The sequence below is a fragment of the Paenirhizobium selenitireducens ATCC BAA-1503 genome (genome assembly GCF_000518785.1).
Taxonomy (GTDB): Bacteria; Pseudomonadota; Alphaproteobacteria; order Rhizobiales; family Rhizobiaceae; genus Allorhizobium; species Allorhizobium selenitireducens.
Genome location: NZ_JAEG01000001.1, coordinates 282626 through 308612, shown reverse-complemented (window position 1 = coordinate 308612; position 25987 = coordinate 282626). Strand labels below are relative to the sequence as shown.

20 protein-coding genes and 1 tRNA gene are annotated in these 25987 nt (G+C 64.8%); 15 read left to right on the top strand and 6 right to left on the bottom strand.

The genetic code is table 11. The annotated features are described in order from the left end of the window. Positions 1-80 precede the first annotated feature (80 nt). Entirely contained in the window at positions 81-1628 is a 1548-nt protein-coding gene (locus tag L867_RS0101550; protein WP_028735246.1) for a phospholipase D family protein, read from the top strand. Between the two features lie 107 nt (positions 1629-1735). Here the strand turns inward: L867_RS0101550 and L867_RS0101545 are convergent. Further along, positions 1736-1811 (bottom strand) — tRNA-Lys (locus tag L867_RS0101545). Positions 1812-1999: 188 nt separating this feature from the next. On the opposite strand from L867_RS0101545, the gene L867_RS0101540 reads away from it, so the two are divergent. Both L867_RS0101540 and L867_RS0101535 read left to right on the top strand, forming a co-directional pair. Continuing rightward, positions 2000-2749 carry a cytochrome c biogenesis CcdA family protein gene (locus tag L867_RS0101540; protein WP_028735245.1) on the top strand — a complete coding sequence of 250 codons (750 nt, stop codon included), beginning with the start codon at positions 2000-2002 and terminating at the stop codon, positions 2747-2749. 54 nt (positions 2750-2803) lie between these two features. After that, positions 2804-3766, top strand: a complete 963-nt coding sequence (locus L867_RS0101535) for an AEC family transporter (RefSeq protein ID WP_028735244.1) — start codon at positions 2804-2806, stop codon at positions 3764-3766. Here the strand turns inward: L867_RS0101535 and L867_RS0101530 are convergent. Further along, positions 3743-4942 (bottom strand): UbiH/UbiF family hydroxylase, encoded by a 1200-nt coding sequence (locus L867_RS0101530; protein WP_028735243.1) that lies wholly within the window; start codon positions 4940-4942, stop codon positions 3743-3745. The genes L867_RS0101535 and L867_RS0101530 overlap by 24 nt on opposite strands. A 196-nt stretch (positions 4943-5138) precedes the next feature. Here L867_RS0101530 and pcsA point away from each other — a divergent pair, with 196 nt between their 5' ends. The 9 genes from pcsA to L867_RS0101485 all read left to right on the top strand — a co-directional run bounded on the left by pcsA (position 5139) and on the right by L867_RS0101485 (position 15298). Further along, the gene (pcsA, locus tag L867_RS0101525) at positions 5139-5870 is read left to right on the top strand and encodes a phosphatidylcholine synthase (RefSeq protein ID WP_028735242.1); all 732 of its coding nucleotides are present in this window, start codon (positions 5139-5141) and stop codon (positions 5868-5870) included. 150 nt (positions 5871-6020) lie between these two features. Next, complete coding sequence (locus L867_RS0101520) at positions 6021-7568, top strand: ABC transporter ATP-binding protein (RefSeq protein ID WP_037172298.1); 1548 nt, start codon at positions 6021-6023, stop codon at positions 7566-7568. Next, a complete protein-coding gene (locus L867_RS0101515; RefSeq protein WP_028735240.1) occupies positions 7558-8652 on the top strand; it encodes an ABC transporter permease in 1095 nt (364 codons plus the stop codon). Before L867_RS0101520 ends, L867_RS0101515 begins: the two co-directional genes overlap by 11 nt. After that, the gene (locus tag L867_RS0101510; protein ID WP_028735239.1) at positions 8649-9569 is read left to right on the top strand and encodes an ABC transporter permease; all 921 of its coding nucleotides are present in this window, start codon (positions 8649-8651) and stop codon (positions 9567-9569) included. The genes L867_RS0101515 and L867_RS0101510 overlap by 4 nt, the downstream gene beginning before the upstream one ends. Before the next feature lie 38 nt (positions 9570-9607). Further along, positions 9608-10681, top strand: coding sequence for a BMP family ABC transporter substrate-binding protein (locus L867_RS0101505; protein ID WP_028735238.1), 1074 nt, complete (start codon positions 9608-9610; stop codon positions 10679-10681). A 136-nt stretch (positions 10682-10817) separates the two neighbouring features. Continuing rightward, positions 10818-12179, top strand: coding sequence for a bifunctional UDP-N-acetylglucosamine diphosphorylase/glucosamine-1-phosphate N-acetyltransferase GlmU (gene glmU / locus L867_RS0101500; RefSeq protein WP_028735237.1), 1362 nt, complete (start codon positions 10818-10820; stop codon positions 12177-12179). A 110-nt stretch (positions 12180-12289) separates the two neighbouring features. Further along, a complete protein-coding gene (gene glmS / locus L867_RS0101495) occupies positions 12290-14116 on the top strand; it encodes a glutamine--fructose-6-phosphate transaminase (isomerizing) (RefSeq protein ID WP_028735236.1) in 1827 nt (608 codons plus the stop codon). Next, the gene (locus L867_RS0101490) at positions 14113-14616 is read left to right on the top strand and encodes a GNAT family N-acetyltransferase (protein ID WP_028735235.1); all 504 of its coding nucleotides are present in this window, start codon (positions 14113-14115) and stop codon (positions 14614-14616) included. The genes glmS and L867_RS0101490 overlap by 4 nt, the downstream gene beginning before the upstream one ends. A 10-nt stretch (positions 14617-14626) precedes the next feature. After that, positions 14627-15298 carry a DUF502 domain-containing protein gene (locus L867_RS0101485; protein WP_028735234.1) on the top strand — a complete coding sequence of 224 codons (672 nt, stop codon included), beginning with the start codon at positions 14627-14629 and terminating at the stop codon, positions 15296-15298. 67 nt (positions 15299-15365) lie between these two features. Here the strand turns inward: L867_RS0101485 and recG are convergent, their stop codons facing one another. Beyond that, positions 15366-17471, bottom strand: a complete 2106-nt coding sequence (gene recG / locus L867_RS0101480) for an ATP-dependent DNA helicase RecG (RefSeq protein WP_028735233.1) — start codon at positions 17469-17471, stop codon at positions 15366-15368. A 98-nt stretch (positions 17472-17569) separates the two neighbouring features. Between recG and L867_RS0101475 the strand changes: the two genes are divergently transcribed. Together L867_RS0101475 and mfd are read left to right on the top strand one after the other, a co-directional pair. Beyond that, a complete protein-coding gene (locus L867_RS0101475; RefSeq protein ID WP_028735232.1) occupies positions 17570-17887 on the top strand; it encodes a succinate dehydrogenase assembly factor 2 in 318 nt (105 codons plus the stop codon). Next, the gene (mfd, locus tag L867_RS0101470; protein ID WP_028735231.1) at positions 17884-21390 is read left to right on the top strand and encodes a transcription-repair coupling factor; all 3507 of its coding nucleotides are present in this window, start codon (positions 17884-17886) and stop codon (positions 21388-21390) included. The genes L867_RS0101475 and mfd overlap by 4 nt, the downstream gene beginning before the upstream one ends. A 19-nt stretch (positions 21391-21409) precedes the next feature. Here mfd and L867_RS0101465 read toward each other — a convergent pair whose 3' ends face one another. From L867_RS0101465 to L867_RS0101455, 3 genes are all read right to left on the bottom strand, one after another. Beyond that, positions 21410-22351 (bottom strand): DMT family transporter, encoded by a 942-nt coding sequence (locus L867_RS0101465; RefSeq protein WP_028735230.1) that lies wholly within the window; start codon positions 22349-22351, stop codon positions 21410-21412. 58 nt (positions 22352-22409) lie between these two features. After that, on the bottom strand, positions 22410-23081 hold the full coding sequence (locus L867_RS0101460) for a DsbA family oxidoreductase (RefSeq protein WP_028735229.1): 672 nt from the start codon (positions 23079-23081) through the stop codon (positions 22410-22412). Positions 23082-23206: 125 nt separating this feature from the next. Beyond that, positions 23207-25009, bottom strand: a complete 1803-nt coding sequence (locus tag L867_RS0101455) for an extracellular solute-binding protein (RefSeq protein WP_051438756.1) — start codon at positions 25007-25009, stop codon at positions 23207-23209. Positions 25010-25275: 266 nt separating this feature from the next. On the opposite strand from L867_RS0101455, the gene L867_RS0101450 reads away from it, so the two are divergent. Further along, positions 25276-25917, top strand: coding sequence for an invasion associated locus B family protein (locus L867_RS0101450; RefSeq protein ID WP_028735227.1), 642 nt, complete (start codon positions 25276-25278; stop codon positions 25915-25917). The last annotated feature ends 70 nt before the right edge of the window (positions 25918-25987 follow it).

The window sequence follows — 25987 nt, the reverse complement described above, 5'->3', positions numbered from 1 at the left end:
CCCATAATTGCAGTCCGCATCGAACCGTTCCGATGCCCGCGCGTTATCAGAGCGCTGCAGCGGGGTTCCGGAGGTCAGACTTGCGCATTGCGAAAATCGTGTTGATCGGCGTCGTCGCTCTTGCCGTTGCCTCCTGGCTTGCCGTCTATCTCTACGGGCGGTTCGCCGCGCAGGCACGCGGGCCGGCGTCCTTTGCGCTGCCGGTCGCCGAAAGCGAGACCCCGCTCGACCGGGAGATCGGTCCGCTGACGGTGGACCACCCGGACGAGAGCGGGCTTCGGCTGATCTCCGACGATGTCGACGCCTTCGCGGTCCGGGCCCATGCGGCGCGCGCTGCCGGCCGCAGCCTCGACCTGCAATATTACTACTGGCGCGACGATTTCACCGGCGGGCTTCTCGGCCGGGAGGTGCTGGCCGCGGCCGATCGCGGGGTGAGGGTGCGCATCCTGCTCGACGACATCAATGCGCGCGGCGGTGACGACGTCTATCTCGCCTATGACAGCCATCCCAATATCGAGGTCCGGCTGTTCAATCCGGCGCTCAGCCGTGACAGCACGCTCGCGCGCGGCATGGACATGGCGCTGCGCATCCTGACGGTCATGCGACGCATGCACAACAAGGCCTGGATCGCCGACGGCAGGCTGGCAATCGTCGGCGGGCGCAATATCGGCGACGCCTATTTCGGCGCGTCCGACACCGCGAATTTCCGCGATCTCGACGTTTCCATGGTCGGCCCGGCGGTCGACCAGACCGCGACCATCTTCGACCGCTTCTGGAACAGCCCGGTCGTTTTGCCGATCCGCAGCCTGTCGGATCCGGAACACCGGGAGCTCACGCGACTGCGGGCGCGGCTGGAGCAGGCGGCCTCGAGCGAGCCGGCAAAGCTCTACCTGTCCCGCTTGAGGCAAGGAGAGGGGGCGGCCAAGGCGCTGGTGACCGGAGGTGCCACGCACTGGACGGCCTCGGCGGAGGTGGTTTCCGATCCGCCGGAAAAGGTTCTCGATGTCGGGCAGCAGAGCTGGCTCAACGAGACGATCGATCCGGTCATTGCTTCTGCGACCACCAGCCTGGAGATCACATCGCCCTATTTCATCCCCGGCGACGAGGGCGCAAGCAGCCTGCGCCGCCTGGTCGAGCGCGGGGCCAAGGTCAAGGTGCTGACCAATTCGCTCGCAGCGACCGACGTCGCCGCCGTCCACGGCGCCTATGCCCGCTACCGGGAAGGCTTGCTCGAAAGCGGGATAGATCTGTTCGAGCTGAAGGCGGAAAGCCGGCCGGGGCGGATCTCGCTGTTCGGCTCCAGCAATGCCAGCCTGCACACCAAGGCCTTCACCGTCAACGACCGGACCGGCTTCATCGGCTCGTTCAACTACGACCCGCGGTCGATCGCGCTCAATACCGAAATGGGCGTGCTGTTTCGTCATGCGGATCTGGCGGCCGAAGTGCGGCGCGAGTTCCTCACCCATAGCGGGCCGACCCATGCCTACCGGCTGAGTATCGAGGACGGCGCCCTGCAATGGAACGGCGAACCCGACAGCCCGCCCGAGCACGATGAACCGGGCGCCAGCTACTGGCGTCGCTTCGTCGCGACTGTTACCGGACTGCTCCCGCTCGAATCGCAGTTGTGACCGGTTTGCCCAGGATCGCCGAGATTGCGCATCGGCCGGCCGCGGTTGTCGCCCATGTCTGGGGGACGAACTGTTACCTATGTCTTCGGTATGGACAAGGGAAGAAATGGTGAGAGCGCAGGGATTCGAACCCTGGACCTACTGATTAAAAGTCAGTTGCTCTACCGGCTGAGCTACGCTCTCCCAAGGGGGACGTGGCGTCCCCGCGGAAGTGTGCGTTACATAGGCAGGTGCCCCTTGCCGGTCAACCGAAATTTTCGGCACGGCGGAGAAGATGGCGCGCAATTGTCGCAGCGAACGGAAAGGTGATTGGCAAGCAGGGGACGACGGCGCTAGGAAGGCGGCACCGGGCCGCAAAGGGAGTTTGCTTCGTGTCGATTGCCGAGATTTCGCTGCTCAGCGCGCTGTTCGCCGGGGCGCTGTCCTTCCTGTCGCCCTGCGTCCTGCCGCTTGTCCCGCCCTATCTCTGCTACATGGCCGGCATCTCCGTCGACCAGTTCCGCGGCGGCGGGGTGGCGACTGAGGACCGCCAGGCGCGGCGCGCGGTGATGTTTTCGGCGCTCGCCTTCACCCTCGGCTTTGCCACCGTGTTCGTCGCGCTCGGCGCCGGCGCCTCGACCATCGGCACGCTGCTGCGCCAGCATCTCGACCTCTTGGCCAAGATCGGCGGCGTCATCATCATCATCATGGGCCTCAACTTCCTCGGCGTCTTCCGCATCGGGCTGTTGTCGCGCGAGATGCGAATCTCCGGCGGCGGCAAGCCGGCGACGCTGTCGGGCGCCTATGTCATGGGCCTGGCCTTTGCCTTCGGCTGGACGCCCTGTATCGGTCCGGTGCTCGGCGCGATCCTCGGCGTGGCCGCCGCGCGTGACACGGTCGGCGAGGGCGCCATGCTGCTCGCCGTCTACTCGCTTGGTCTCGCCGTGCCCTTCTGGATCGCGGCTGCCTTTTCCGGCGCCTTCATGCGCTTCCTCACTCGCTTCCGCAGGCATCTCGGCCTGGTCGAGAAGATCATGGGCGGGTTGCTCGTTCTCACCGGGCTTGCCTTTATCTTCGGATTCGTCGCCGACATGGCGATTTGGTTCCAGCAGACCTTTCCAATCCTGTCGCAAATCGGCTAAGGCCGAAGACGAAGGGTCGCATACGTCCGGCCCCGGAATGCGAGGAGCGGTGGCTTGGCAGACATTATCGCACTGGTCCTGCCGTTCTTCGGGCTGATCCTGATCGGCTATGTTTCCGGCCGGCTGACGCGCCAGCCCGCCGAGGCGCTCGGCTGGCTCAACTTCTTCGTGATCTACATCGCGCTGCCGTCGCTGTTCTTCAAGCTGGTGTCGCGCACGCCGATCGAGGAACTGACCCGCGTCGACTTCATCGCCGCCTCGCTCGCCGCCACCTATGCGATCTTCGTTCTCGTCTTCCTGATCGGACGGTTCGTGCGCGGCAATACGATACCCGACTGCACCATCCAGGCGCTGGCCGGGGCCTATGGCAATATCGGCTACATGGGACCGGGGCTGGCGCTGCTGGCCTTCGGCGAAGCCGCCGCCGTTCCGGTGGCGCTGATCTTCTGCTTCGAGAATGCCGCCCATTTCATCGCCGCGCCGGCACTGATGGCCTTTGCCGGCGGCGACGAGCGGCTGCGCAGCCGGGTGGCGCTCGATGTCGCCAAGAAGATCGCCTACCACCCGTTCATCATCGCCACCGCGATCGGTTTCCTCGCCGCCGGGCTGAATTTTGAGCCGCCGCTCGCCCTGCAGCGGCTGATCGACTATCTGGCGCAGGCGGCCGCCCCGTGCGCCCTGTTTGCCATGGGCGTGACGCTGGCGCTGCGCCCGCTGAAGCGCATTCCCGCCGAGATCGGCTATATCGTGCCGATCAAGCTGCTTTTGCATCCGCTGCTGGTCTATGTCGTGCTCGGGCTGGCCGGCAATTTCGATCCGCTGTGGATCTTCACCGCAGTCCTGCTCGCCTCTTTGCCGACGGCGACCAATGTCTTCGTCATCGGTCAGCAATACGGCGTCTGGCAGGAGCGCGCCTCGGCCACCATCCTGATCACCACCGTGCTTTCGGTGCTGTCGGTCTCAGGCCTGCTCTACGCCATCACCAACGGGATCCTACCGCCGGATCTTTTCCCGTAAGAAGCTCGGGAACGAACGCAGCGCGCGGCCGGGGGAAACGCCTTCCTGCATCACCAGATGGCGAAGCGGCGCGACGCTGGAGAGCACCTGCAACCCCGCCGCCCGCAGCATCTGCACCGGCAGGAGGCTCGAAAGGAGCGAGCGGTTGAGCAGGTCGACGCTCGCCGTGCGGCTGATCACATCGACGCGGCGCTTGGCGTCGAAGCGATCTCCGGCATCGGCGGGGATCGGCTGGCCGGTGCGATCGCACAGGATGTCTTCGAGTGCCGCGATGTCGCGCAGGCTGAGGTTCAGCCCCTGCGCGCCGATCGGCGGGAAGGCGTGACCGGCCTCGCCGATGAAGGCGGCGCGGCCCGCGCCGTAGCGATTGGCGGTCATGCCGGAAAGCGGCCAGGCCTCAACCCCGTCCTCGACCGAAACCTTGCCCAGCATCGACTGCATGCGGGTTTCCACCGCCCGCGACAGGTCTTCATTCGTGAGCGCGAGCAGGCGCTCGGCTTCCTTCGGATCGACCACCCAGACGAGGCTGGAGCGCTGGCCGGGCAGGGGCACCTGGGTGAAGGGGCCACTTTCGCCGTGGAACTCGGTCGACACGTTGCGGTGCGGCACGGTGTGGGCGAAGTTCAGCACGACGGCCGTCTGCGGATAGGACCAGGTGCGCACGCCGACGCCTGCACTTTCGCGGACCTTCGACTTGCGACCGTCGGCGCCGACGACGAAAGCCGCTTCCAGGCTCTCGCCGCCGGCAAGCTGTATCACAACCTTGTCCGGGCCAAAGGCGATGTCTTCGGCGGCTGAGGGGAGGAGCGTGATGTTGGGCTCGGCCGCGACTGCGTCGCCCAGAACCTTTAGCAGGGCGCTGTTGGGCATGTTGTAGCCGAAGGCGTCCAGCCCGATCTCGGCGCTGCGAAAGGCGACGACGGGTGCGCGCAGCAAACGGTTGGTACCGTCGACGATCTGCATGGTCGACAGCGCAGCCGCCGAAGGACTGACCGCGTCCCAAAGGCCGAGCCGCTCCATCATCCGGACCGACTGATCCATCAGCGCGGTGGTGCGCCGGTCGCCACCGGTCGGCGGGGCGACAAAGGCAATGCGACGTCCGCCCCGGGCAAGGGCCACCGCGGCGATGGAGCCGGCAAGGCCGCCGCCGACCACAGCGATATCGAACTCTTTCATCTTGGCCACCTCTTGAGTTTCACTCTATCTAGAGCGCCTGCACGCAGAAATCCATAAGCCGAATTGGCGCAGGCCTCCATCCTGCCTGCGGCAGCAGAGCCCGCTAAATGTGTTCATCTTTCGCCAACGCGGTTGCAAAAAATGCGGTTTCGGTCGATACGAAATCGCAGGGCGAAGAGCGGGGCAGAAACCGGATATGAAGATCTTCAATTATCGGCGGGTGCCTTACGCGGAAATGCGTGCTTTCTCTGTCCACATTCTGACCGCCTCCGGTTCGTTCCTCGCTTTCCTGGGTGTCGTCGCGGCCGCCGAGCGTCGCTTCGTCGACATGTTCTGGTGGCTGGGCCTGGCGCTTCTGGTCGACGGCATCGACGGGCCGATCGCCCGCAAGGTGCGGGTCAAGGAAGTGCTGCCGAACTGGTCGGGCGATACGCTCGACAACATCATCGACTACGTCACCTATGTGCTTCTTCCGGCCTTTGCGCTCTACCAGAGCGGCATGATCGGCGAGCCCTGGTCCTTCGTTGCCGCCGGCATGATCGTGGTGTCGAGCGCCATCTACTATGCCGACATGGGCATGAAGACCGACGAATATTTCTTCTCCGGCTTTCCGGTGGTGTGGAACATGATCGTGTTCACGCTGTTCGTCATCGACGCCGATGCGACGACCGCGCTGGTGGTGGTCATCGCCTCCGTCGTCCTGACCTTCCTGCCGATCCATTTCCTCCATCCGGTGCGCGTCCAGCGGCTGAGGTCCCTCAATCTGGCGGTCTTCTTCCTGTGGTGCGGCTTCGGCGGCTATGCGCTTCTGAAGCATTTCCACACCCCCGACTGGGTGACTCTCGGCTTCATCATCACCGGCATCTACCTCTATGGCATCGGCGCGGTGCTGCAATGGTTTCCCTCCCTCGGCAGGTCGAAGTCCTGAACCGCCGGCTTCAATGTGCATGTGCAAAAAAAGTTGCGACGGGTCGGTTGCCGGATGGCGCAAAGCGCGTATCAATATCGTTTTTCGCTTTGATCGGCACGCTTGGGGGCTGCGGTGCGAGCGCAAGAGGGAACTGTGCCGAAGGGTGACATGACGAACACCGAGCCACTTTTGGCCGTCGAGGGGCTGACCAAGCTGTTCGGCAGCTTCGCTGCCTGCGACGGTATCGACCTTGAGATCGGCCATGGCGAGATCCACGCGCTGCTCGGCGAAAACGGCGCCGGCAAATCGACCCTGGTCAAGATGCTGTTCGGCATTCTTGCCCCGACATCCGGCCGCGTCTGCTGGAAGGGCAAGCCGGAGGACATCGTCTCGCCCGCCGCCGCACGGCGCCTCGGCATCGGCATGGTCTTCCAGCATTTCTCACTGTTCGAGGCCCTGACCGTCGCGGAGAACATCGCGCTGGCGCTCGACGAAAACGTGTCGATCGACGAAATCTCGCAGAAGGCCGCCGAGCTTTCCAAGGCCTACGGCCTGCCGCTCGATCCGGCCGCCCATGTCGCCGACCTTTCGGTCGGCGAACGGCAGCGGATCGAGATCGTCAGGGCACTGCTGCAGAACCCGAAACTCATCATCCTCGACGAGCCGACCTCGGTCCTTACCCCGCAGGAAGCCGACAAGCTGTTCGAGACGCTGTTCAAGCTGAAGGCCGAAGGCCGCTCGGTTCTCTACATCAGCCACCGCCTGGAAGAGGTGCAGCGCATCTGCGACCGTGCCACCGTGTTGCGCCACGGCAAGGTCACCGGCGCCTGCGATCCGCGCGGCGAGACGCCGGCCACCCTTGCCCGTATGATGGTCGGCGGCGAAGTCGCGACCGTGATGCGGGACGACGCGGTGACGGCCGGCGACGTGCAGCTGGAAGTCCGTAACCTGACACTTCGCCCGCGCACGCCCTTTGCCATGGAACTCAAGAACCTGTCGCTGAGCGTCCGCGCCGGCGAGGTGCTGGCGATCGCCGGCGTGGCGGGCAACGGTCAGGGTGAGCTGTTCGATGCGCTCTCCGGCGAATACACGACCGAGGACAACGACGCCGTTCGCATTCGCGGCCGCGCTGTCGGGCGGACCGGCATCAACGGCCGCCGCCTGCTCGGCGCCGGTTTCGTGCCCGAGGAACGCAACGGCCACGGCGCCGTCTCGGCGCTTCCCCTGTCGGACAACCTGCTACTCGCCCGCAACCGGTCGGACGCGCGATCCTTCCTCTCGGGCGGGATCCTGAAACTGATCCGCCACGAGGCGGTGAAGGGCGCGACGCAGCGCATCTGCGAGGCGATGGACGTGCGCAAGAGCGGCGCCGATCCGGCCGCAGGCTCCTTGTCCGGCGGAAACCTGCAGAAATTCATCGTCGGTCGCGAGCTTGACCGGCAGCCGGCCGTGCTGATCGTCAACCAGCCCACCTGGGGGGTCGATGCAGGGGCGGCCAGCCGCATCCGTCAGGCGCTGATCAACCTGGCGCGCGCCGGATCGGCGGTCGTGGTCATCAGCCAGGACCTCGACGAGATCTTCGAGGTGGCGACCACGATCGCAGCCATTTCCGAGGGCCGGCTGTCGCAGAGTTATCCGGCAGCGACGATGACGCGCGAGAAGATCGGCCTCCTGATGGGCGGCATGCACGGTTTGGAGACGGCGAATGCGCATTGAACTCGAACGCCGACCCGGCATGTCCGGTTTCTTCGCGATCGTGTCGCCGCTCGTCGCGCTGGCGCTCACCGTGATCTTCGGCGGACTGATGTTCGCCCTGCTCGGCAAGGACCCGGTCGACGCGCTGTTCAGCTTCTTCATCGAGCCGCTGCTCGAGGTCTGGTCGCTGCATGAACTCGCCATCAAGGCGGCGCCGCTGATCCTGATCGCCGTCGGCCTGTCGGTCGCCTACCGCTCGAACAATTGGAATATCGGCGCCGAGGGCCAGTTCACCATCGGCGCGATCACCGGCTCGTTCCTGCCGGTGGTGTTCTACGAATGGCATTCGCCGCTGCTCCTGCCGCTGATGCTGATCCTCGGCATGGTCGGCGGCGCGCTCTATGCGGCGATCCCGGCGCTGCTCAAGGCGCGGTTCAACACCAATGAAATCCTCACCAGCCTGATGCTGGTCTATATCGCCCAGCTCTTCCTCGACTGGCTGGTGCGCGGCCTCTGGCGCGATCCGGCGGGCTACAACTTCCCGCAGAGCCGATCCTTCGTCACCGAGGGCGTGCTGCCGGAAATGCTGTCGTCGGGCCGGGCGCACTGGGGCTTCGCCTTCGCCATCATCGCCGCCGTCGGCGTCTGGTTCATGATGCGCTACATGCTGAAGGGCTTCCAGGTTGTGGTGCTCGGCCAGTCGGAGCGGGCAGGGCGGTTCGCCGGCTTCTCCTCGCGCGGCATGATTTGGTTCTCCATGCTGTTTTCCGGGGCGCTGGCGGGGCTTGCCGGCATCTCCGAGGTCTCGGGATCGATCGGCCACCTCCAGCCGTCGATCTCCCCCGGCTACGGCTTCACCGCGATCATCGTCGCCTTCCTCGGCCGCCTCAACCCGCTCGGCATCATCGCCTCGGGTCTGGTGCTGGCGCTGACCTATCTCGGCGGGGAGGGTGCGCAGTTGTCGATCGGGGTCTCCGACAAGGTGACCCGGGTCTTCCAGGGGCTTCTGCTGTTCTTCGTGCTGTCCTGCGACACACTGATCCACTACCGCATCAAGATCGTGCTCGGCAAAGGCCGCGCGCTCATCGCGGGGGCCGGCCGATGATGATCTTCGAAGCCATCCTGCTCACCGTCATCACGGCCTCCACGCCGCTCGTCATCGCCGCCATGGGCGAACTCGTGACCGAACGCTCGGGCGTGCTCAATCTCGGCGTCGAGGGCATGATGATCATCGGCGCGGTCTGCGCCTTCGCCGTCGCGCAGCTGAGCGGCTCGCCGTTGATCGGGGTGGGTGCCGGTATCCTTGCTGGCGCCGTCTTCTCGCTGCTGTTTGCCTTCCTCACGCTGACGCTGGTCGCCAATCAGGTGGCGACCGGTCTGGCGCTCACCATTCTCGGTCTCGGCGTGTCGGGCATGCTGGGCGAGAGCTTCGTCGGCGTACCCGGCGTCAAGCTCCAGCCGATCGCCATTCCGCTTTTGGCCGACATCCCGTTCCTCGGCCCGCTGCTGTTCAGGCAGGACCTCATCTTCTACCTGTCCATCCTGCTGGTGGTCGGGGTGAACTGGTTCCTGTTCCGCACGCGGTCCGGCCTGACGCTCCGAGCGATCGGCGACAATCACGGTTCCGCCCACACACTCGGCATCCATGTGATCCGCACCCGCTATCTCGCGGTGCTGTTCGGCGGCGCCTGTGCCGGGCTCGCCGGCGCCCAGCTGTCGCTCGTCTACACGCCGCAATGGGTCGAGAACATGGCCGCCGGCCGCGGCTGGATCGCGCTGGCGCTGGTCGTCTTCGCCTCGTGGCGGCCGTGGCGGGTGCTGGCCGGCGGCTACCTGTTCGGCGCCGTCACCATCGGCCAGCTGCACGCCCAGGCCTTCGGCATCGGTTTACCCTCGCAGCTTCTTTCCGCGCTGCCCTATGCGGCGACCATTGTGGTCCTCGTGATTATCTCGCAAAATCGGCGCACCACGCTGATCAACACTCCGGCCTCGCTCGGCAAGCCGTTCGTGCCTGACCGGTAAAAACACAAGCCTTTGTCAACAACCAGAAGGGGTTCCCCATGAAAAAGATGCTTATCGCACTCGCCACGAGCGCTGCCGTTCTCGGCAGTTTCGCGGCCTCTGCCCAGGCCGAAGACAAGACCAAGGTCTGCTTCATCTATGTCGGCACGACGACCGACGGCGGCTGGACCCAGGCCCACGACATCGGCCGCCAGCAGCTGCAGGCGCATTTCGGCGACAAGATCGAAACGCCGTTCCTCGAAAGCGTTCCGGAAGGCCCCGATGCAGAGCGCGCCATCGAGCGCCTCGCCCGCTCCGACTGCAAGCTGATCTTCACCACCTCGTTCGGCTTCATGGACGCCACCGTCAAGGTTGCCGCCAAGTTCCCCGATGTGAAGTTCGAGCACGCCACCGGCTTCAAGGCCGCCGACAATGTCGCGACCTACAATTCGCGCTTCTATGAAGGCCGCTACATTCAGGGCGTGATCGCCGCCAAGATGTCGCAGAAGGGCGTCGCCGGCTACATCGCCTCCTTCCCGATCCCGGAAGTCGTCATGGGCATCAATTCCTTCATGCACGGCGCCCAGTCGGTCAATCCGGAGTTCAAGGTCAAGGTCGTATGGGCCAACACCTGGTTCGACCCGGGCAAGGAAGCCGACGCCGCCAAGGCCCTGATCGACCAGGGCGTGGACATCCTGACCCAGCACACCGACACCACCGCGCCCATGCAGGTTGCCGCCGAACGCGGCATCAAGGCCTTCGGCCAGGCATCCGACATGATCAAGGCCGGTCCGGAAACCCAGATGACGGCGATCGTCGACACCTGGGGCGCCTACTACATCAAGCGCACCCAGGCGCTCCTCGACGGTACCTGGAAGTCGGAACAGATCTGGGACGGCCTGAAGGACGGCATCCTGACCATGGCGCCCTACACCAACATGCCCGACGACGTGAAGGCCATGGCGCAGGACATCGAAGCCAAGATCAAGTCCGGCGAACTGCATCCCTTCACCGGTCCGATCAAGAAGCAGGACGGTTCGGACTGGCTGAAGGACGGCGAAAAGGCCGAGGACGGCGCGCTGCTCGGCATGAACTTCTACATCGCCGGCGTCGACGACAAGCTGCCGCAATAATTCCGGCTGCAATGATTTTTGAAAGGGGCGCTGCTTTGCGGCGCCCCTTTTGCTGTTGGTTCCGTCTAACGGTTGCTGCTATGAGACTGCCATCGCTTGATCTTTTCGAATCCTGTCCTACCCGCTGGGAGTAATCATGAGCCGCAGCTGTCTCGCCGTCATCCTCGCCGCAGGCGAAAGCACCCGCATGAAATCGTCCATGTCGAAGGTGCTTCACCCCGTCGCCGGCCTGCCGATGATCGCGCATGTGATGAAGAGCATCGCATCGTCCGGCATCAGCGACGTGGCGCTGGTGGTCGGGCGCGATACGGAGAAGGTTGCGAAGGCCGGCAGCATCGGCGGCGTCAACGTCACGCCCTTCATCCAGACCGAGCGGCTGGGCACGGGACATGCCGTGCTCGCCGCGCGCGACGCCATCGCCCGCGGCTATGACGATATTCTCGTCGCCTATGGCGACGTGCCGCTGATCACCGCCGAACCGCTCCTGGCGGCGCGGGCCGCGCTGGCTGAGGGCAATGACGTGGCCGTCATCGGCTTCCACACCGCCCACCCCACCGGCTACGGCCGCCTGCTCGTCAAGGACGGCGAACTGATCGCCATTCGCGAGGAGAAGGACGCTTCGGACGCCGAACGCACGGTCACCTGGTGCAATAGCGGCCTGATGGCGATCAACGGCCGCAAGGCGCTCGAATTCCTCACCCGCATCGGCAATTCCAACGCCAAGGGCGAATACTATCTGACGGACCTCGTCGAGATCGCCCGCTCGCTCGGCGGCCGCACGGTTGCCGTCGATGCGCCGGAAGACCAGCTGACGGGCTGCAACAACCGCGCCGAACTCGCGGTGATCGAGCGACTGTGGCAGGAACGCCGCCGCCACGAACTGATGGTTTCGGGCGTGTCGATGATCGCACCGGAAACCGTCTTCCTCAGCCATGACACGGAGATCGGCCAGGATGCGCTGATCGAGCCGAACGTGGTGTTCGGTCCCGGCGTCACCGTCGAGGGTGGCGCTGTCATTCACGCATTTTCGCATCTGGAGGGCGCGCATGTGGCAGCAGGCGCGACCGTCGGGCCGTTTGCCCGGCTGCGCCCCGGCGCCAATCTCGCCGAAGGCGCCAAGGTCGGCAATTTCTGCGAGGTGAAGAAGGCCGAGATCGGCAAGGGCGCCAAGGTCAACCACCTGAGCTATATCGGCGACGCCGTCATCGGCGCCAATGCCAATATCGGCGCGGGCACCATCACCTGCAATTATGACGGGGTGAACAAGCACGAGACGCGGATCGGGGATGGGGCCTTCATCGGTTCCAACAGCGCGCTGGTCGCGCCAGTCTCGGTCGGCGCCGGCGCCTTTGTCGCCTCCGGCAGCGTGATCACCGAGGATGTGCCCGCCGACGCTCTGGCGCTCGGCCGCGCCCGCCAGGAAATCAAGCCGGAACGGGCCAAGGCGATCCGCGCCCGCAACGACGCGCTCAAGGCCTCCCGCAGCGCGAAGTCCTGATTGCTGCGACTGCGTAACGTTGCGAAATCGAATGTGACCGCTGCGCGGATTGCGCAAATCGGCAAAACCATTAGGACTGGCGCCCAGGATGAAGCCAGACGGAGAAGTGTATGTGCGGCATTGTCGGTATTGTCGGTAATCAACAGGTTGCTGGGCGTCTCGTCGACGCGCTGAAGCGGCTCGAATATCGCGGCTATGATTCCGCCGGCGTCGCCACCATCGACAATGGCGTGATGGATCGCCGCCGCGCCGAGGGCAAGCTGTTCAACCTCGAGAAGAAGCTCGATTCCGAGCCGCTGTCCGGCACGATCGGCATCGCCCATACTCGCTGGGCGACCCACGGCGTGCCGAACGAGACCAATGCCCATCCGCATTTCGTCGACGGCGTCGCCGTCGTCCATAACGGCATCATCGAGAACTTCTCCGAGCTGCGCGACGAGCTGACGGCCGAAGGTGCTGTCTTCACCACCCAGACCGATACCGAGATCGTCGCCCAGCTGATCGCCAAGTACCGCCGCAAGGGCCTCGACAATCGCGCCGCGATGCTCGCCATGCTCAACCACGTCAAGGGCGCCTATGCGCTCGTCGTGATGTTCGCCGACGATCCGGACACCATCATGGCGGCCCGCTTCGGGCCTCCGCTCGCCGTCGGTTTCGGCAAGGGCGAGATGTTCCTCGGCTCGGACGCGATCGCGCTCGCCCCGTTCACCAACGAGATCGCCTATCTGGTCGACGGCGACTGCGCCATCATTCACCGCAATGGCGCGGAGATCATCGATTTCTCCGGCAATCCGGTCGAGCGCGCGCACCAGATTTCCCAGGCGACCGCCTTCGTGGTCGACAAGGGCAATCACCGCCATTTCATGGAAAAGGAAATCTACGAGCAGCCGGAGGTCATCTCGCACGCGCTGTCGCACTATGTCGATTTCCACAGCCACTCGGTCAAGCCGATCGACGAGGCGATCGACTTCAAGAACCTGCGCGGCCTTGCCATCTCCGCCTGCGGCACGGCCTATCTCGCCGGCCTGGTCGGCAAGTACTGGTTCGAGCGCTATGCACGGCTGCCGGTCGAAATCGACGTCGCGTCCGAGTTCCGCTACCGCGAAATGCCGCTGTCCAAGGACCAGGCGGCACTGTTCATCTCGCAGTCGGGCGAGACCGCCGACACGCTGGCGTCGCTGCGCTACTGCCATGACGAAGGCCTGAAGATCGGCGCCATCGTCAACGTCAAGGAATCGACCATCGCCCGCGAGGCCGATGCCATCTTCCCGATTCTCGCCGGGCCGGAGATCGGCGTTGCCTCGACCAAGGCCTTCACCTGCCAGCTCGCCGTTCTCGCTTCGCTGGCGATCGCTGCCGGCAAGGCGCGCGGGACGATTTCGGCGGACGAGGAGAAGCAGCTGGTAAAGAGCCTGGCGGAAATGCCGCGTATCATGAGCCAGGTGCTGAATGCCATCCAGCCGCAGATGGAAGCGCTGGCGCGCGACTTGTCGAAATACAAGGACGTGCTCTATCTCGGCCGCGGCACCAGCTATCCGCTGGCCATGGAAGGCGCGCTGAAGCTCAAGGAAATCTCCTACATTCACGCCGAAGGCTATGCCGCCGGCGAACTGAAGCACGGCCCGATCGCGCTGATCGACGAGAACATGCCGGTCATCGTCATTGCTCCGCACGACCGCTTCTTCGAAAAGACCGTTTCGAACATGCAGGAAGTGGCGGCCCGTGGCGGCCGGATCATCTTCATCACCGACGACAAGGGGGCCGCCGCCTCCAAGCTCGAGACCATGGCGACCATCATCCTGCCGAATGTCGCGGAAGTCATCTCGCCGATGGTCTTCTCGCTGCCGATCCAGTTGCTCGCCTATCACACCGCCGTGTTCATGGGCACCGACGTCGACCAGCCGCGCAATCTGGCAAAGTCGGTGACCGTCGAATGAGGATCAGGCCGGAAGCGCCCGGGGACGAAGCCGCCATCGGCGCGCTCACCGCGGCTGCCTTCACCGGCCATCCCTACAGCGACGGGTCGGAGCCGCTGATCATCGAGCGGCTGCGACGGCTCGGCAAACTCACGCTTTCGCTGGTCGCCGAGGACGAGGGCCAGATCGTCGGCCATGTCGCCTTCTCGCCGGTGACGCTGTCGGGCGGTGAGGGCGGCTGGTACGGTGTCGGGCCGATTTCGGTGGCGCCCGGCCGGCAGAGAAGCGGGATCGGCTCGGCGCTCATGCGCGAGGGCCTGGCAAGACTGGAGGCGCAAGGCGCTTCGGGCTTCGCCCTGGTCGGGGAACCGGACTACTACAACCGGTTCGGTTTCACCGCCCGGCCGGAGCTCACGACGACGGGTGTTCCGCCCGAATATTTCCTCGTCCTGCCCTTGCACGGTGAAGTCCCGTCGGGCATGGTCGCGTTCCATCCGGCTTTCTTCGGCGATGCAGCATAACGGCGAGACGATGAACGACAGCCCCGAGCGAATTTCGCTGGCGACGCGCATCCGCAACAACTTCCTCACGGGACTGATCATCTGCGCGCCGGTGGCCATCACCATCTGGCTGACCTGGTCCTTTATCGACTGGGCCGACAGCTGGGTGAAACCCTACATTCCCAGCCGCTACAATCCCGAGAGCTATCTCCAGTTCGCCATTCCCGGCTTCGGCCTGCTGATCGCGGTCACGACGATCACGCTGATCGGTTTTCTCGGCAAGAACCTGATCGGCCGCTCTATCGTCGATTTCGGCGAGCGCATCTTCCATCGCACGCCGCTGGTGCGCACACTTTACAAGAGCCTGAAGCAGATCTTCGAATCGGTGCTGAAAGACCAGTCCTCGTCCTTCAAGAAGGTCGGGCTGATGGAATTTCCGTCGCCCGGTATCTGGGCGCTGGTGTTCATCGCCACGGAGGCGAAGGGCGAGATCGCCGCAAAGCTCAACGAGGACGGCGTCGAGATGGTCGCGGTCTTTCTGCCGCCGACGCCCGTTCCGACGGCCGGCTTCCTGCTCTTCGTGCCACGCGACAAGCTGAAGGTGCTCGACATGAGCCCCGAGGAGGCGGCCAAGCTGCTGGTCTCCGGCGGCCTCGTCATGCCCGACTACAAGCCGCCCGTGCTGCCCGACGCCACCGCCTGACTCAGCGCGTCGCTCATCACCTTGTTTCAGCGGACAGAGACGCCGCCTGTCGCCCGTTTCCGCGGCATCACCCCGCCCGGAGGAAGCGGATCGCCTCGTCGCGGCGATGCAGGTAGAGCAGGGTCCGCACGGCCTCGCCGCGCGGGCTCATCAGGTCCGGATCGCGGTCCAGCAGGTAGGATGCGTCCTTGCGGGCGATTTCCAGGAGATCGGCATGGGCCTCGAGGCTGGCGATGCGGAAACCCGGCGTACCGGACTGGCGCGTGCCGAGCAGTTCGCCTTCGCCGCGCAGCTTCAGGTCCTCCTCGGCGATCAGGAAGCCGTCTTCGCTGTCGCGCAGGATCGACAGGCGCGCCTTGCCGGTTTCGCCGAGCGGTCCCTTGTAGAGCAGGATGCAGCTCGACGCCTCGTCGCCGCGCCCGACCCGGCCGCGCAGCTGGTGCAACTGGGCGAGCCCGAAGCGCTCGGCATGCTCGATCACCATGATCGTCGCATCCGGCACGTCGACGCCGACCTCGACGACTGTGGTGGCGACCAACAACCGCGTCTCGCCGCTCTTGAAGGCGAGCATGGCCGCATCCTTTTCCGGCCCGCTCATCCGGCCGTGCACGAGGCCGATCGGCGCGCCGATCGCCTTTTCCAACACGGCAAAGCGTTCTTCGGCCGACATCAACTCGGATACGTCGGATTCCTCGACCAGCGGGCAGATCCAGTAGGCCTTGTTGCCGTCCGCGACGGCGGCGCGCAGCCGCTCGACGATCTCGCCGGTGCGCTCGCTCGGCACGGTCACCGTCTGGATCGGCTTTCGCCCGGCCGGCTTTTCGGTGAGCTTGGAGACGTCCATGTCGCCGAAGGCGGCAAGCACCAACGTGCGCGGGATCGGCGTCGCCGTCATCACCAGCATGTGCGGGGAGATACCCTTGGCGGTCAGGCGGAGGCGCTGATGCACGCCGAAACGGTGCTGCTCGTCGACCACGGCCAGCATCAGGTTCTTGTAGTTCACCGTGTCCTGGAAGAGCGCATGGGTGCCGATGATGATCTGCGCCTCGCCGGATGCGATCCGCTCGGTGATCGCCTCGCGCTCCTTGCCCTTGGTGCGACCCGTCAGCACCTCGACCTTGAGGCCCGCGCTCGCGGCAAATTTCGAGATCGTCGCGTAGTGCTGGCGCGCCAGGATCTCGGTCGGCGCCATCAGCACGGCCTGGCCACCGCTCTCGACCGCGGCCGCCATGGCGAGCAGGGCCACCAGCGTCTTGCCCGCCCCGACATCGCCCTGCAGCAGCCGCAGCATACGGGTGTCGGAGGACATGTCCTTCAGGATGTCGGCGATCGCAAGCGTCTGGCTTCCGGTCGGCGAAAAGGGCAGGGCGGCGAGGATCCTGTCCGAGATCTCGCCGGTTGCCTTGACCGGCGTGCCCGGCACCTTGCGCAGTTTCTGCCGCACCAGCGCGAGCGACACCTGGCCGGCGAGGAATTCGTCATAGGCGAGGCGCCGCCGCGCCGGGGCCTGCGGATCGACGTCCTTTTCGTCGCGTGGATGGTGCAGGTCGACAAAACTCTGGCGGATGCTGGGAAAACCCTGACGGGTGACGAGCGCCGGATCGACCCATTCGGGCAATTCGGGAACCCGCTCCACCGCGTGCTCGATCTGCTTGCGGAGCACCTTGGGCGAAAGCCCGGCGGTCAGCGGATAGACCGGCTCGACCAGCGGCATGTTCTCCGCTTCGCTCGCCTTCACCATCAGGTCCGGATGCACCATGGAGGGCCGGCCGTTGAACCAGTCGACCTTGCCGGAAACGATGATCGTCTCGTCGACGGGCAGGGCCTTTTCCAGCCAGTTGCCCTTGACGCGGAAGAAGGTGAGCGCCAGCTCTCCGGTTTCGTCGTGCAGGAAGACGCGGTAGGGCAGGCTGGACTTGCCGGGCGGCGGCGGCTGGTGGCGGTCGACCCTGCCGGTGATCGTCACGATCGCACCCTGTTGGGCCAGCGCAATGCCCGGCTGGTTGCGCCGGTCGATCAGGCGGAAGGGGGCGAGGAACAGAAGGTCGACGACGCGCGCGTCCTCCGCATCCTCGCGGCCCAGCAGGCTCGCCAGCAATTGCGCAAGCTTCGGCCCGACGCCGGACAGCGAAGCGACGGAGGCAAACAGGGGATCGAGAAGCGTTGGCCGCATGATGGCTGGCAAAATGCGCCGAGAATTACCGGCTTGGCAAGGCTGACAAGCGGTTGTGACGGCGCTATAGAGGCGCATCAACAGGAAGGTGTTTGCATATGACCGGTTTGATCCTCAGCAGTGCAGAACTCGATCCGCGCCGCCGGCGCATTCTGTTCCGCTGTTGGCACCGCGGCATCCGCGAAATGGACCTGATCCTCGGCCAGTTCGCCGAAGCCGAGATCGCCACCATGGACGATGCCACGCTCGACGAGCTGGAGCGCATCATGAGCGAGGAGGACCAGGACCTGGTGAAGTACATCACCGGCGCTTCGCCTGTGCCGGCACATCTGCAAACCCCGCTGTTCGAGCGCATCGCCGCCTGTCGCCCCGATTTCTCGCCGGTCACGCTGGAAGGGCTCGGACGCTCGGAATGATCTCGCTTCTCGATACCAGGACGATTGCGGCAGCGAAGTCCGCGCTCACCGTTTCGCACGTGCCGGACGGCATGGACGCCTTCGTCTTGGCGGAACTCGCCCGCCTCGGCCAACCGGTCGCCTATATCCTGTCGGACGGTCAGCGCATGGCCGACATCGAGCAGAATCTGTCGTTTGCGGCGCCCGAAATCCCGGTGCTGACGCTGCCGGCCTGGGACTGCCTGCCTTACGATCGTGTATCGCCTTCAGCCGATACATCGGCGCGTCGCCTGACGGCCCTGTCCGGCCTGGTCGCCCATGGCAAGAAGCCGCATGCGGCGATCGTGCTCGTCACGGTCAATGCCATGCTGCAGAAGGTGGCGCCGGCCGAGGTGATCGACAGCCTCGGCTTCTCGGCCCGCCCCGGCAACCAGATCAAGATGGACGACATCGCCGCCCGGCTGGAGCGCAACGGCTTCGAGCGCGTGGCGACGGTGCGCGAGGTCGGCGAATTCGCCGTGCGCGGCGGCATTCTCGACGTCTTCGTGCCGGGCTCGGAAGAGCCGGTGCGCCTCGACTTCTTCGGCGATACGCTGGAGAGCATCCGCACCTTCGATCCGGCCAGCCAGCGCACCATCGGCCAGGCCCGTTCGCTCGACCTCCATCCGATGAGCGAGGTGACGCTCACCCCGGATTCGATCAGCCGCTTCCGCAAGAACTATCTCTCGCTGTTCGGCGCCGCGACCCGCGACGACGCGCTTTATGCGGCCGTGTCCGAGGGGCGGCGCTATGCCGGCATGGAACACTGGCTGCCGCTGTTCCACGACCATCTCGACACGGTGTTCGACTACCTCCAGGGCTTCCGTATCGTCACCGACCATACCGTGCGTGAGGCGGCCGAGGAGCGGGCCAAGCTGATCCGCGACTATTACGAGGCGCGGCTGAATTCCGCGACGCCCGGCAAGGGCCATCTGTCCCAGGGTACGCCCTACAAGCCGGTCCCGCCCGAACGGCTCTATCTCGGTGCCGCCGAATTCGGCCGGGCACTCGACGCGCATTCGCCGCTGAGGCTCACCCCGTTTGCCGAGCATGACGGCGAGGCGCGCAAGGTGATCGAGATCGCCGCACGTCCCGGCCCGCGCTGGGCGAAGACGGCGATCGAGACAGGCGAGGGCAATACCCGCACCAACGTCTTCGACCAGGCGGTGAAATACATCGCCGAGAAGCGCGCGGCAGGCTCCAAGGTGCTGATCGCCGGCTGGTCCGAAGGCTCGCTCGACCGGCTGCTGCAGGTGCTCGACGAGCACGGCCTTGCCAATCTCAAGTCGGTCACCGCGCTCAAGGAACTCGACGGACTGAAGAAGGGCGAGGCGGCGACCGCCGTGCTCAGCCTCGAGGGTGGCTTCGAGGCCGGCGACCTCGTCATCGTCGGCGAGCAGGACATTCTCGGCGACCGCATGGTGCGCCGCTCCAAGCGCCGCAAGCGCGCCGCCGACTTCATCTCGGAAGTGGCCGGTCTCGACGAGGGCTCGATCGTCGTCCATGCCGAGCACGGCATCGGCCGGTTCGTCGGTCTTCGCACCATCGAGGCGGCCGGCGCGCCGCATGCCTGCCTCGAGCTGCGTTATGCCGACGACGCCAAGCTTTTTCTGCCGGTCGAGAACATCGATCTGCTGTCGCGCTACGGCTCGGAGTCGAGCGATGCACAGCTCGACAAGCTGGGCGGCGGCGCCTGGCAGATGCGCAAGGCGAAGCTCAAGAAGCGGCTGCTCGACATGGCGGGCGCGCTCATCCGCGTCGCCGCCGAGCGCATGATGCGCATGGCGCCTGTGCTGACCACCCAGGAAGGCCTCTACGACGAGTTTGCCGCCCGCTTCCCCTATGACGAGACCGAGGACCAGCTGAACGCCATCGAGGCGGTGCGCGGCGATCTCGGCGCGGGACGGCCGATGGACCGGCTGATCTGCGGCGACGTCGGCTTCGGCAAGACGGAAGTGGCGCTGCGCGCCGCCTTCATCGCGGCGATGAACGGCATCCAGGTGGCCGTCGTCGTGCCGACGACGCTTCTGGCGCGGCAGCATTTCAAGACCTTTACCGAGCGCTTCCGCGGTCTGCCGATCCGCATCCAGCAGGCCTCGCGGCTGGTCGGCACCAAGGAGTTGAACCTCGTCAAGAAGGAAGTGGCGGAAGGCAAGACCGACATCGTCGTCGGCACACACGCGCTGCTCGGCACGGGCGTCAACTTCGCCAATCTCGGCCTCCTGATCATCGACGAGGAACAGCATTTCGGCGTCAAGCACAAGGAACGCCTGAAGGACCTCAAGACCGACGTGCATGTGCTCACCCTTTCGGCGACACCGATCCCGCGCACCCTGCAGCTCGCCATGACCGGGGTTCGCGAACTGTCGCTGATTACCACGCCGCCGGTCGACCGCATGGCGGTCAGAACCTTCATCTCGCCCTTCGACCCGCTGGTGATCCGCGAGACGCTGATGCGCGAGCACTATCGCGGCGGCCAGAGTTTTTACGTCTGCCCGCGTCTGGCCGACCTTGCCGACATTCAGGCGTTTCTCGCCTCCGACGTGCCGGAACTGAAGGTCGCGGTTGCCCATGGCCAGATGGCGGCGGGCGAACTGGAAGACATCATGAATGCCTTCTATGACGGCCGCTATGACGTGCTGCTGTCGACCACCATCGTCGAATCCGGTCTCGATGTGCCGACCGCCAATACGCTGATCGTGCACCGCGCCGACATGTTCGGCCTGGCCCAGCTCTACCAGCTGCGCGGCCGCGTCGGCCGCTCCAAGGTCCGCGCCTTTGCGCTGCTGACGCTGCCGGTCAACAAGGTGCTGACCACGACGGCGGAACGCCGCCTGAAGGTGCTGCAGTCGCTCGACACGCTCGGCGCCGGCTTCCAGCTCGCGAGCCACGACCTCGACATTCGCGGCGCCGGCAATCTGCTCGGCGAAGAGCAGTCCGGCCACATCAAGGAAGTCGGCTTCGAGCTTTACCAGCACATGCTGGAGGAAGCAGTCGCCGAGGTGAAGGGCGACGACGAGGTGACCGACAGCGGCTGGTCGCCGCAGATCTCGGTCGGAACCTCGGTGATGATCCCCGACGAATACGTGCCGGACCTGCATCTGCGCCTCGGTCTCTACCGGAGGCTTGGCGAGATCACCGAACTGAACGAGATCGACGGTTTCGGCGCCGAGATGATCGACCGCTTCGGACCGCTGCCGATCGAGGTCCAGCACCTCCTGAAGGTCGTCTACATCAAGGCGCTGTGCCGCAAGGCCAATGTCGAGAAACTCGAAGCGGGGCCGAAGGGTGTCGTGGTGCAGTTCCGCAACAAGCAGTTCCCCAATCCGGCAGCCTTGGTCGGCTATATCGCCAAGCAGGGATCGATGGCGAAGATCCGCCCCGACCACAGCGTGTTCCTGACCCGCGATCTGCCGACGCCGGAGAAACGGTTGTCCGGTGCGGCCGTTGTGATGACTCAGTTGGCGGAACTGGCGAAGAGCTGAGCGGCAGGCCGTCGCGCCGTCAGGACGAGGCGGTCTCGTCTTCCGGCTTGATCGCCAGTGCCGCATCTTCCTTGCCGGCGACGGCAGGCGGTAGCGCCACGCCTTTGGTGCGTTCGCGCGACAGGGTCAACAGGCCGGAGCCGACGATCAGGACGATGCCGGCCACCATGGGAAGATCGACGCGGTCGCCGAAGATCAGGTAACCGAACAGGATGCCCCACAGCATCTGGCTGTATTGGGTCGGCCCGACGACGGCGGCCGGGGCATAGAAGGCGGCGTACATCAAGAGCACGTTGCCAAGCGCCCCGAGCAGGCCGTAACCGGCGAGCAGGGCCCATTCCGTCGCGTCGGGCGCGGAAAAATCCTGGAGCATGGCGAAGCCGCAGATGACCAGTGCGCCCATGAGACCCGCGCCATAGAGCGAGATATTCTTCTCCGAGGGGCCGATCGCCCGGTAGATGATGATCGACAGCGCCCCGGACAGGCCGGCGAGGACCGCCCCGACATGGCCGATCGACAATTCGCGAAAGCCCGGCCGCAGGACCACCAGCACGCCGATGAAACCGAGGATGACGGCGCCCCAGCGGCGGATGCCGACGGGCTCCTTGAGGAACACCACCGACATGACGGTGACGAAGGAGGGCAGGAGAAAGATCAGGCAGAAGGCTTCGGCCATCGACAGGTGCGTGAAGGCCGTCACGCTGCCGATCGTGCCGATGCCGGAGGAAAAGAACCGCAGGATCCAGAGCGGGCGGCTGGTCGTGGTGAACACATCGTACCAGCGGTCGTTGCGCTTCAACAGGAAGGGCAGGGCGACGAGGCCGAAGACCGCCCCGAAGAACCCGGATTCGTAGGGGCTGATGCGCCCTTCGATCAGCTTGACCGAGGCGTCGCTGATCGAATAGGCGAAAAACGCCGCGAAGGCGAGCAGAATGCCCTTGAGAATGACGTCGGAGCGCACGGTGGGGAATCCCGGGAGGAAGGATGTTAGCCGTGCTTAAGGACGTTCCCGCAGCGCGTCAATTGAGTTTTGCAAGCGCTTCGGCTTTCATCCGGGCGATGTCGCGCAGCGCACCGGCGATCACGTCCGGCGTCTGCGCGCCGCTTACTGCATATTGCTGGTCGAAGATCAGGAAGGGCACGCCGTTCACGCCCATCTGCCGGGCGGCTTCGATCTCGCCCTGCACCTCGGCCTTGTCGGCATCGCCGGTCAGCAGCGCATCGACGAGGGCACGGTCGAGACCGGCGGCCTCGGCAATGTCGAGCAGCACTGCCGGATCGCCGACATTACGGCCTTCTTCGAAGTTCGCCTTGAACAGCGCCGCGACGACCCGATCCTGAATCTCGCGGTCCTCGACGCCCGCCCAGTACATCAGCCGGTGCGCGTCGAGCGTGTTCGGTCCGACCTTGATCGCGTCGAAATCGAAGGCGACACCGACCGCCGAACCGAGTTCGCGCAATTGCGCGTGGGCGCGGTCCATATTGTCCTTGCCGCCGAGCTTTTCGGCCAGCGCCTTCTGGTGGTCGACGCCTTCCGGCGGATAGTCGGGATTGAGCTGGTAGGGCCGCCAGTTGACGTCGACGCCGATCTCGCCCTGCACCTCGGCGATGGCGAGGTCGAGACGCGCCTTGCCGAGATAGCACCAGGGGCAGACGACGTCCGAGACGATGTCGATGGTGATGCGTTCCATGATGCTTTCCTTTCCGCGCGGCTAAGGGTCGAAATGACCGATCGCTGCCACGTAAGGGCAATCGCGACACATTTCAACCGGTTACCTTGGCGTAACCGCCGACAACAAAGGCTCGATTCCGGGCGCTACTGCGCCCGGGTGTCCCACCAGACCGGAAGCTGGTAGCCGTAGAGCGGCGTCTTGTCCGGCCGACCGACATGCTTCCAGCGGGCGACCCACTGCTCGCCGATATGGTAGAGCGGAACGACATAGTGACCGGCAACCAGCAGGCGGTCATAGGCGCGCACGGCGGCACGGAAATCCTCCATGCTGCGGGCATTGGCCAGCGCTTCGATCATGCGGTCGATGTCGGGATCGGCGACGCCGGCATAGTTGAAGCTGCCCTGGGCATCGCGGGAGGACGAATCCCAGCGATTGAACTGCTCGGCACCCGGGGACAGGGACGAGGTATAGGCCTTGACGATCATGTCGTAGTCGAAGCTGTTGGAGCGAGCCTGATACTGGGCATCATCCACGGTGCGTATCGTCACCTGGATGCCGATCAGCGCCAGCGCGCGCTGGTAGGCGATCGCCATCTTTTCCTGGCCCTCGTTCTGGGTCATCACCTCGAAGGTGAGCGGCTTGCCGGTCTTGTCGAGCATCTTGCCGCCCTTGATCGCATATCCCGCCTCGGCGAGCAGCGACACGGCCTGGCGCAGGATCTTGCGATCAGCGCCGGAACCGTCGGAGACCGGCATGGCGTAGGTCCCGGCGAGGATTTCCGGGGCGATGCGGTCCTTGGCTGAGCCGAGCAGCGCCAGTTCGCGCGCGTCAGCTGCGTTGCCGAAGGCGCCGAGCGTTGAATTCTGCCAGAAGCTCTGGCTGCGCTTGAAGGCGCCGCCGTAGAGGTTCTTGTTCACCCATTCGAAATCGAAGGCCAGCGACAGGGCTTCGCGCACCTTGGCGTCGGCGAAGATCTGCCGGCGGGTGTTGAAGACGAAGCCGAGCATGCCGGAGGGCAGGCCGGGCTGGAAGACCTCCCGGACGACATCGCCGTTCTTCACGGCGGGGAAGTCGTAGCCGCGCTCCCAGTGCCCGGAATCGCCTTCCGGATAGACGTCGACGTCGCCCTTCTTGAAGGCTTCGAACAGGGTCGAGTCCTGGAGGAAATAGGTGACGGAAATTTCGTCGTAGTTGTCGAAGCCGACCTTCGCGGGAATGTCCTTGCCCCAATAGTCCGGATCGCGCGCGTAGACGATCTTCTCGCCGGGCTTGATCGACTTGATCTTGTAGGGTCCGGAACCGACCGGTATTTCCAGCGACGTCTGGTCGAACTTCGCCGGATCGACCGCGTGCTTCGGCAGGATCGGGGACATGGCGAGGATCAGCGGGGTCTCGCGATTGGCCTTGTCGTTGAAGGTGAATCGCACGCTGTTGTCGCCGACCTTCTCCATCTTCTCGACCACGGCCAGACGCTTGTTATAGGGCGGGCGTCCCTTTTCCTGCAGCAGGTTGAACGAGAAGATCACGTCTTCAGCGGTCACCGGCTTGCCGTCGTGCCAGCGGGCCTTGGGATTGAGGTTGAACTGGATGAAGGTGCGATCCTCGTCCCATTCGACCGTTTCAGCGAGCAGGCCGTAGAGCGAGAAGGGCTCGTCGCTCGAGCGGCTCATCAGCGATTCGTAGAACAGGTTGCCGTATTCCGGGTCCCAGACGCCGCGCGCGGTGGTGCGCATGCCCTTGAGGACGAAGGAGTTCAGGCTGTCGAAGGTGCCGACGACGCCGTAGTTGATCCTTCCGCCCTTCTTCACCTCCGGATTGACGTATGGGAAATGCTTGTAGTCCGCGCCGAGCGCCGGTTCGCCGTGCATGGCGATCCCATGAACCGGCTCGGCATTCGCGAGGCTGCATTGGGCGATGAAAAACAGGCTGAGAGCTATACGGCGCACGAAGTATCCTTTCCGCCATGTCCGAGAATCTCGGCAAAGCTAGCATGAACACCATAAAACAAACACATCGCCGTGCAAAAAGCCGCGTTGCTCCCTTATACGCCCAAAGAAAGACTGGATATTCCAGACTTCGCGATGTAACAGGGGAGCCGGGTGCCAAGGTCATGTATTTGCCTCATTTGGACGACAGTTGACAGGCAGCACGACCGGCGAGTGTCGCGGCCTTACAAGTGCCCGATATCGGTTTTCAGGAGACGGATTAGGTTATGATGTTTAATGCAACCAAAGCTACGCGGACCGCACTGTCTGCTCTCGTTCTGACCCTCGGCGCGGCATCTGCCCCGATGGTTGCCAGCGCCCAGGACGCAGCAGCTCCCGCGGCCGCCGGCCCGGCCAAGTGGTTCAAGACCTGCACCAAGCAGGAAGAAGCCGACGTCTGCGTCGTTCAGAACCAGCAGCTCGCCCAGAACGGCCAGTTGATCACGGCTGTCGGCCTGATCTCCATCGAAGGCAAGATCAACCGCAAGCTCATTCAGGTCACCGTTCCCTCGGCGCGCCTGATCCCGCCGGGCATCATGATGCAGATCGACGGCGCCAAGGGCGTCAAGCTCGACTACACCGTCTGCCTTCCGGACCGCTGCACGGCCGAAATGCCGCTGACCGACGCGCTCATCGCCAGCCTGAAGAAGGGCAATGAGGTCGTGTTCACTTCGGTCAATTTCCGTCGTGCTCCGAACCCGATCAAGATCCCGCTCGAAGGCTTCACCGGCGCCTATGATGGCGAGGCCATGTCGCAGTCGCAGGCCGAGGAGCGCCAGCGCCTTCTGCAGGAAGCCATGCAGAAGAAGCAGGAAGAGCGCAACAAGGCGATCAACGACGCCCAGGACGCTGCCAAGCAGGGCAACTGATCTCTCTTTTGCCAGCAGATGCAGAAAGGCCCGCTCGCGCGGGCCTTTTTCGTTTGTTTCGTTGGTCGTG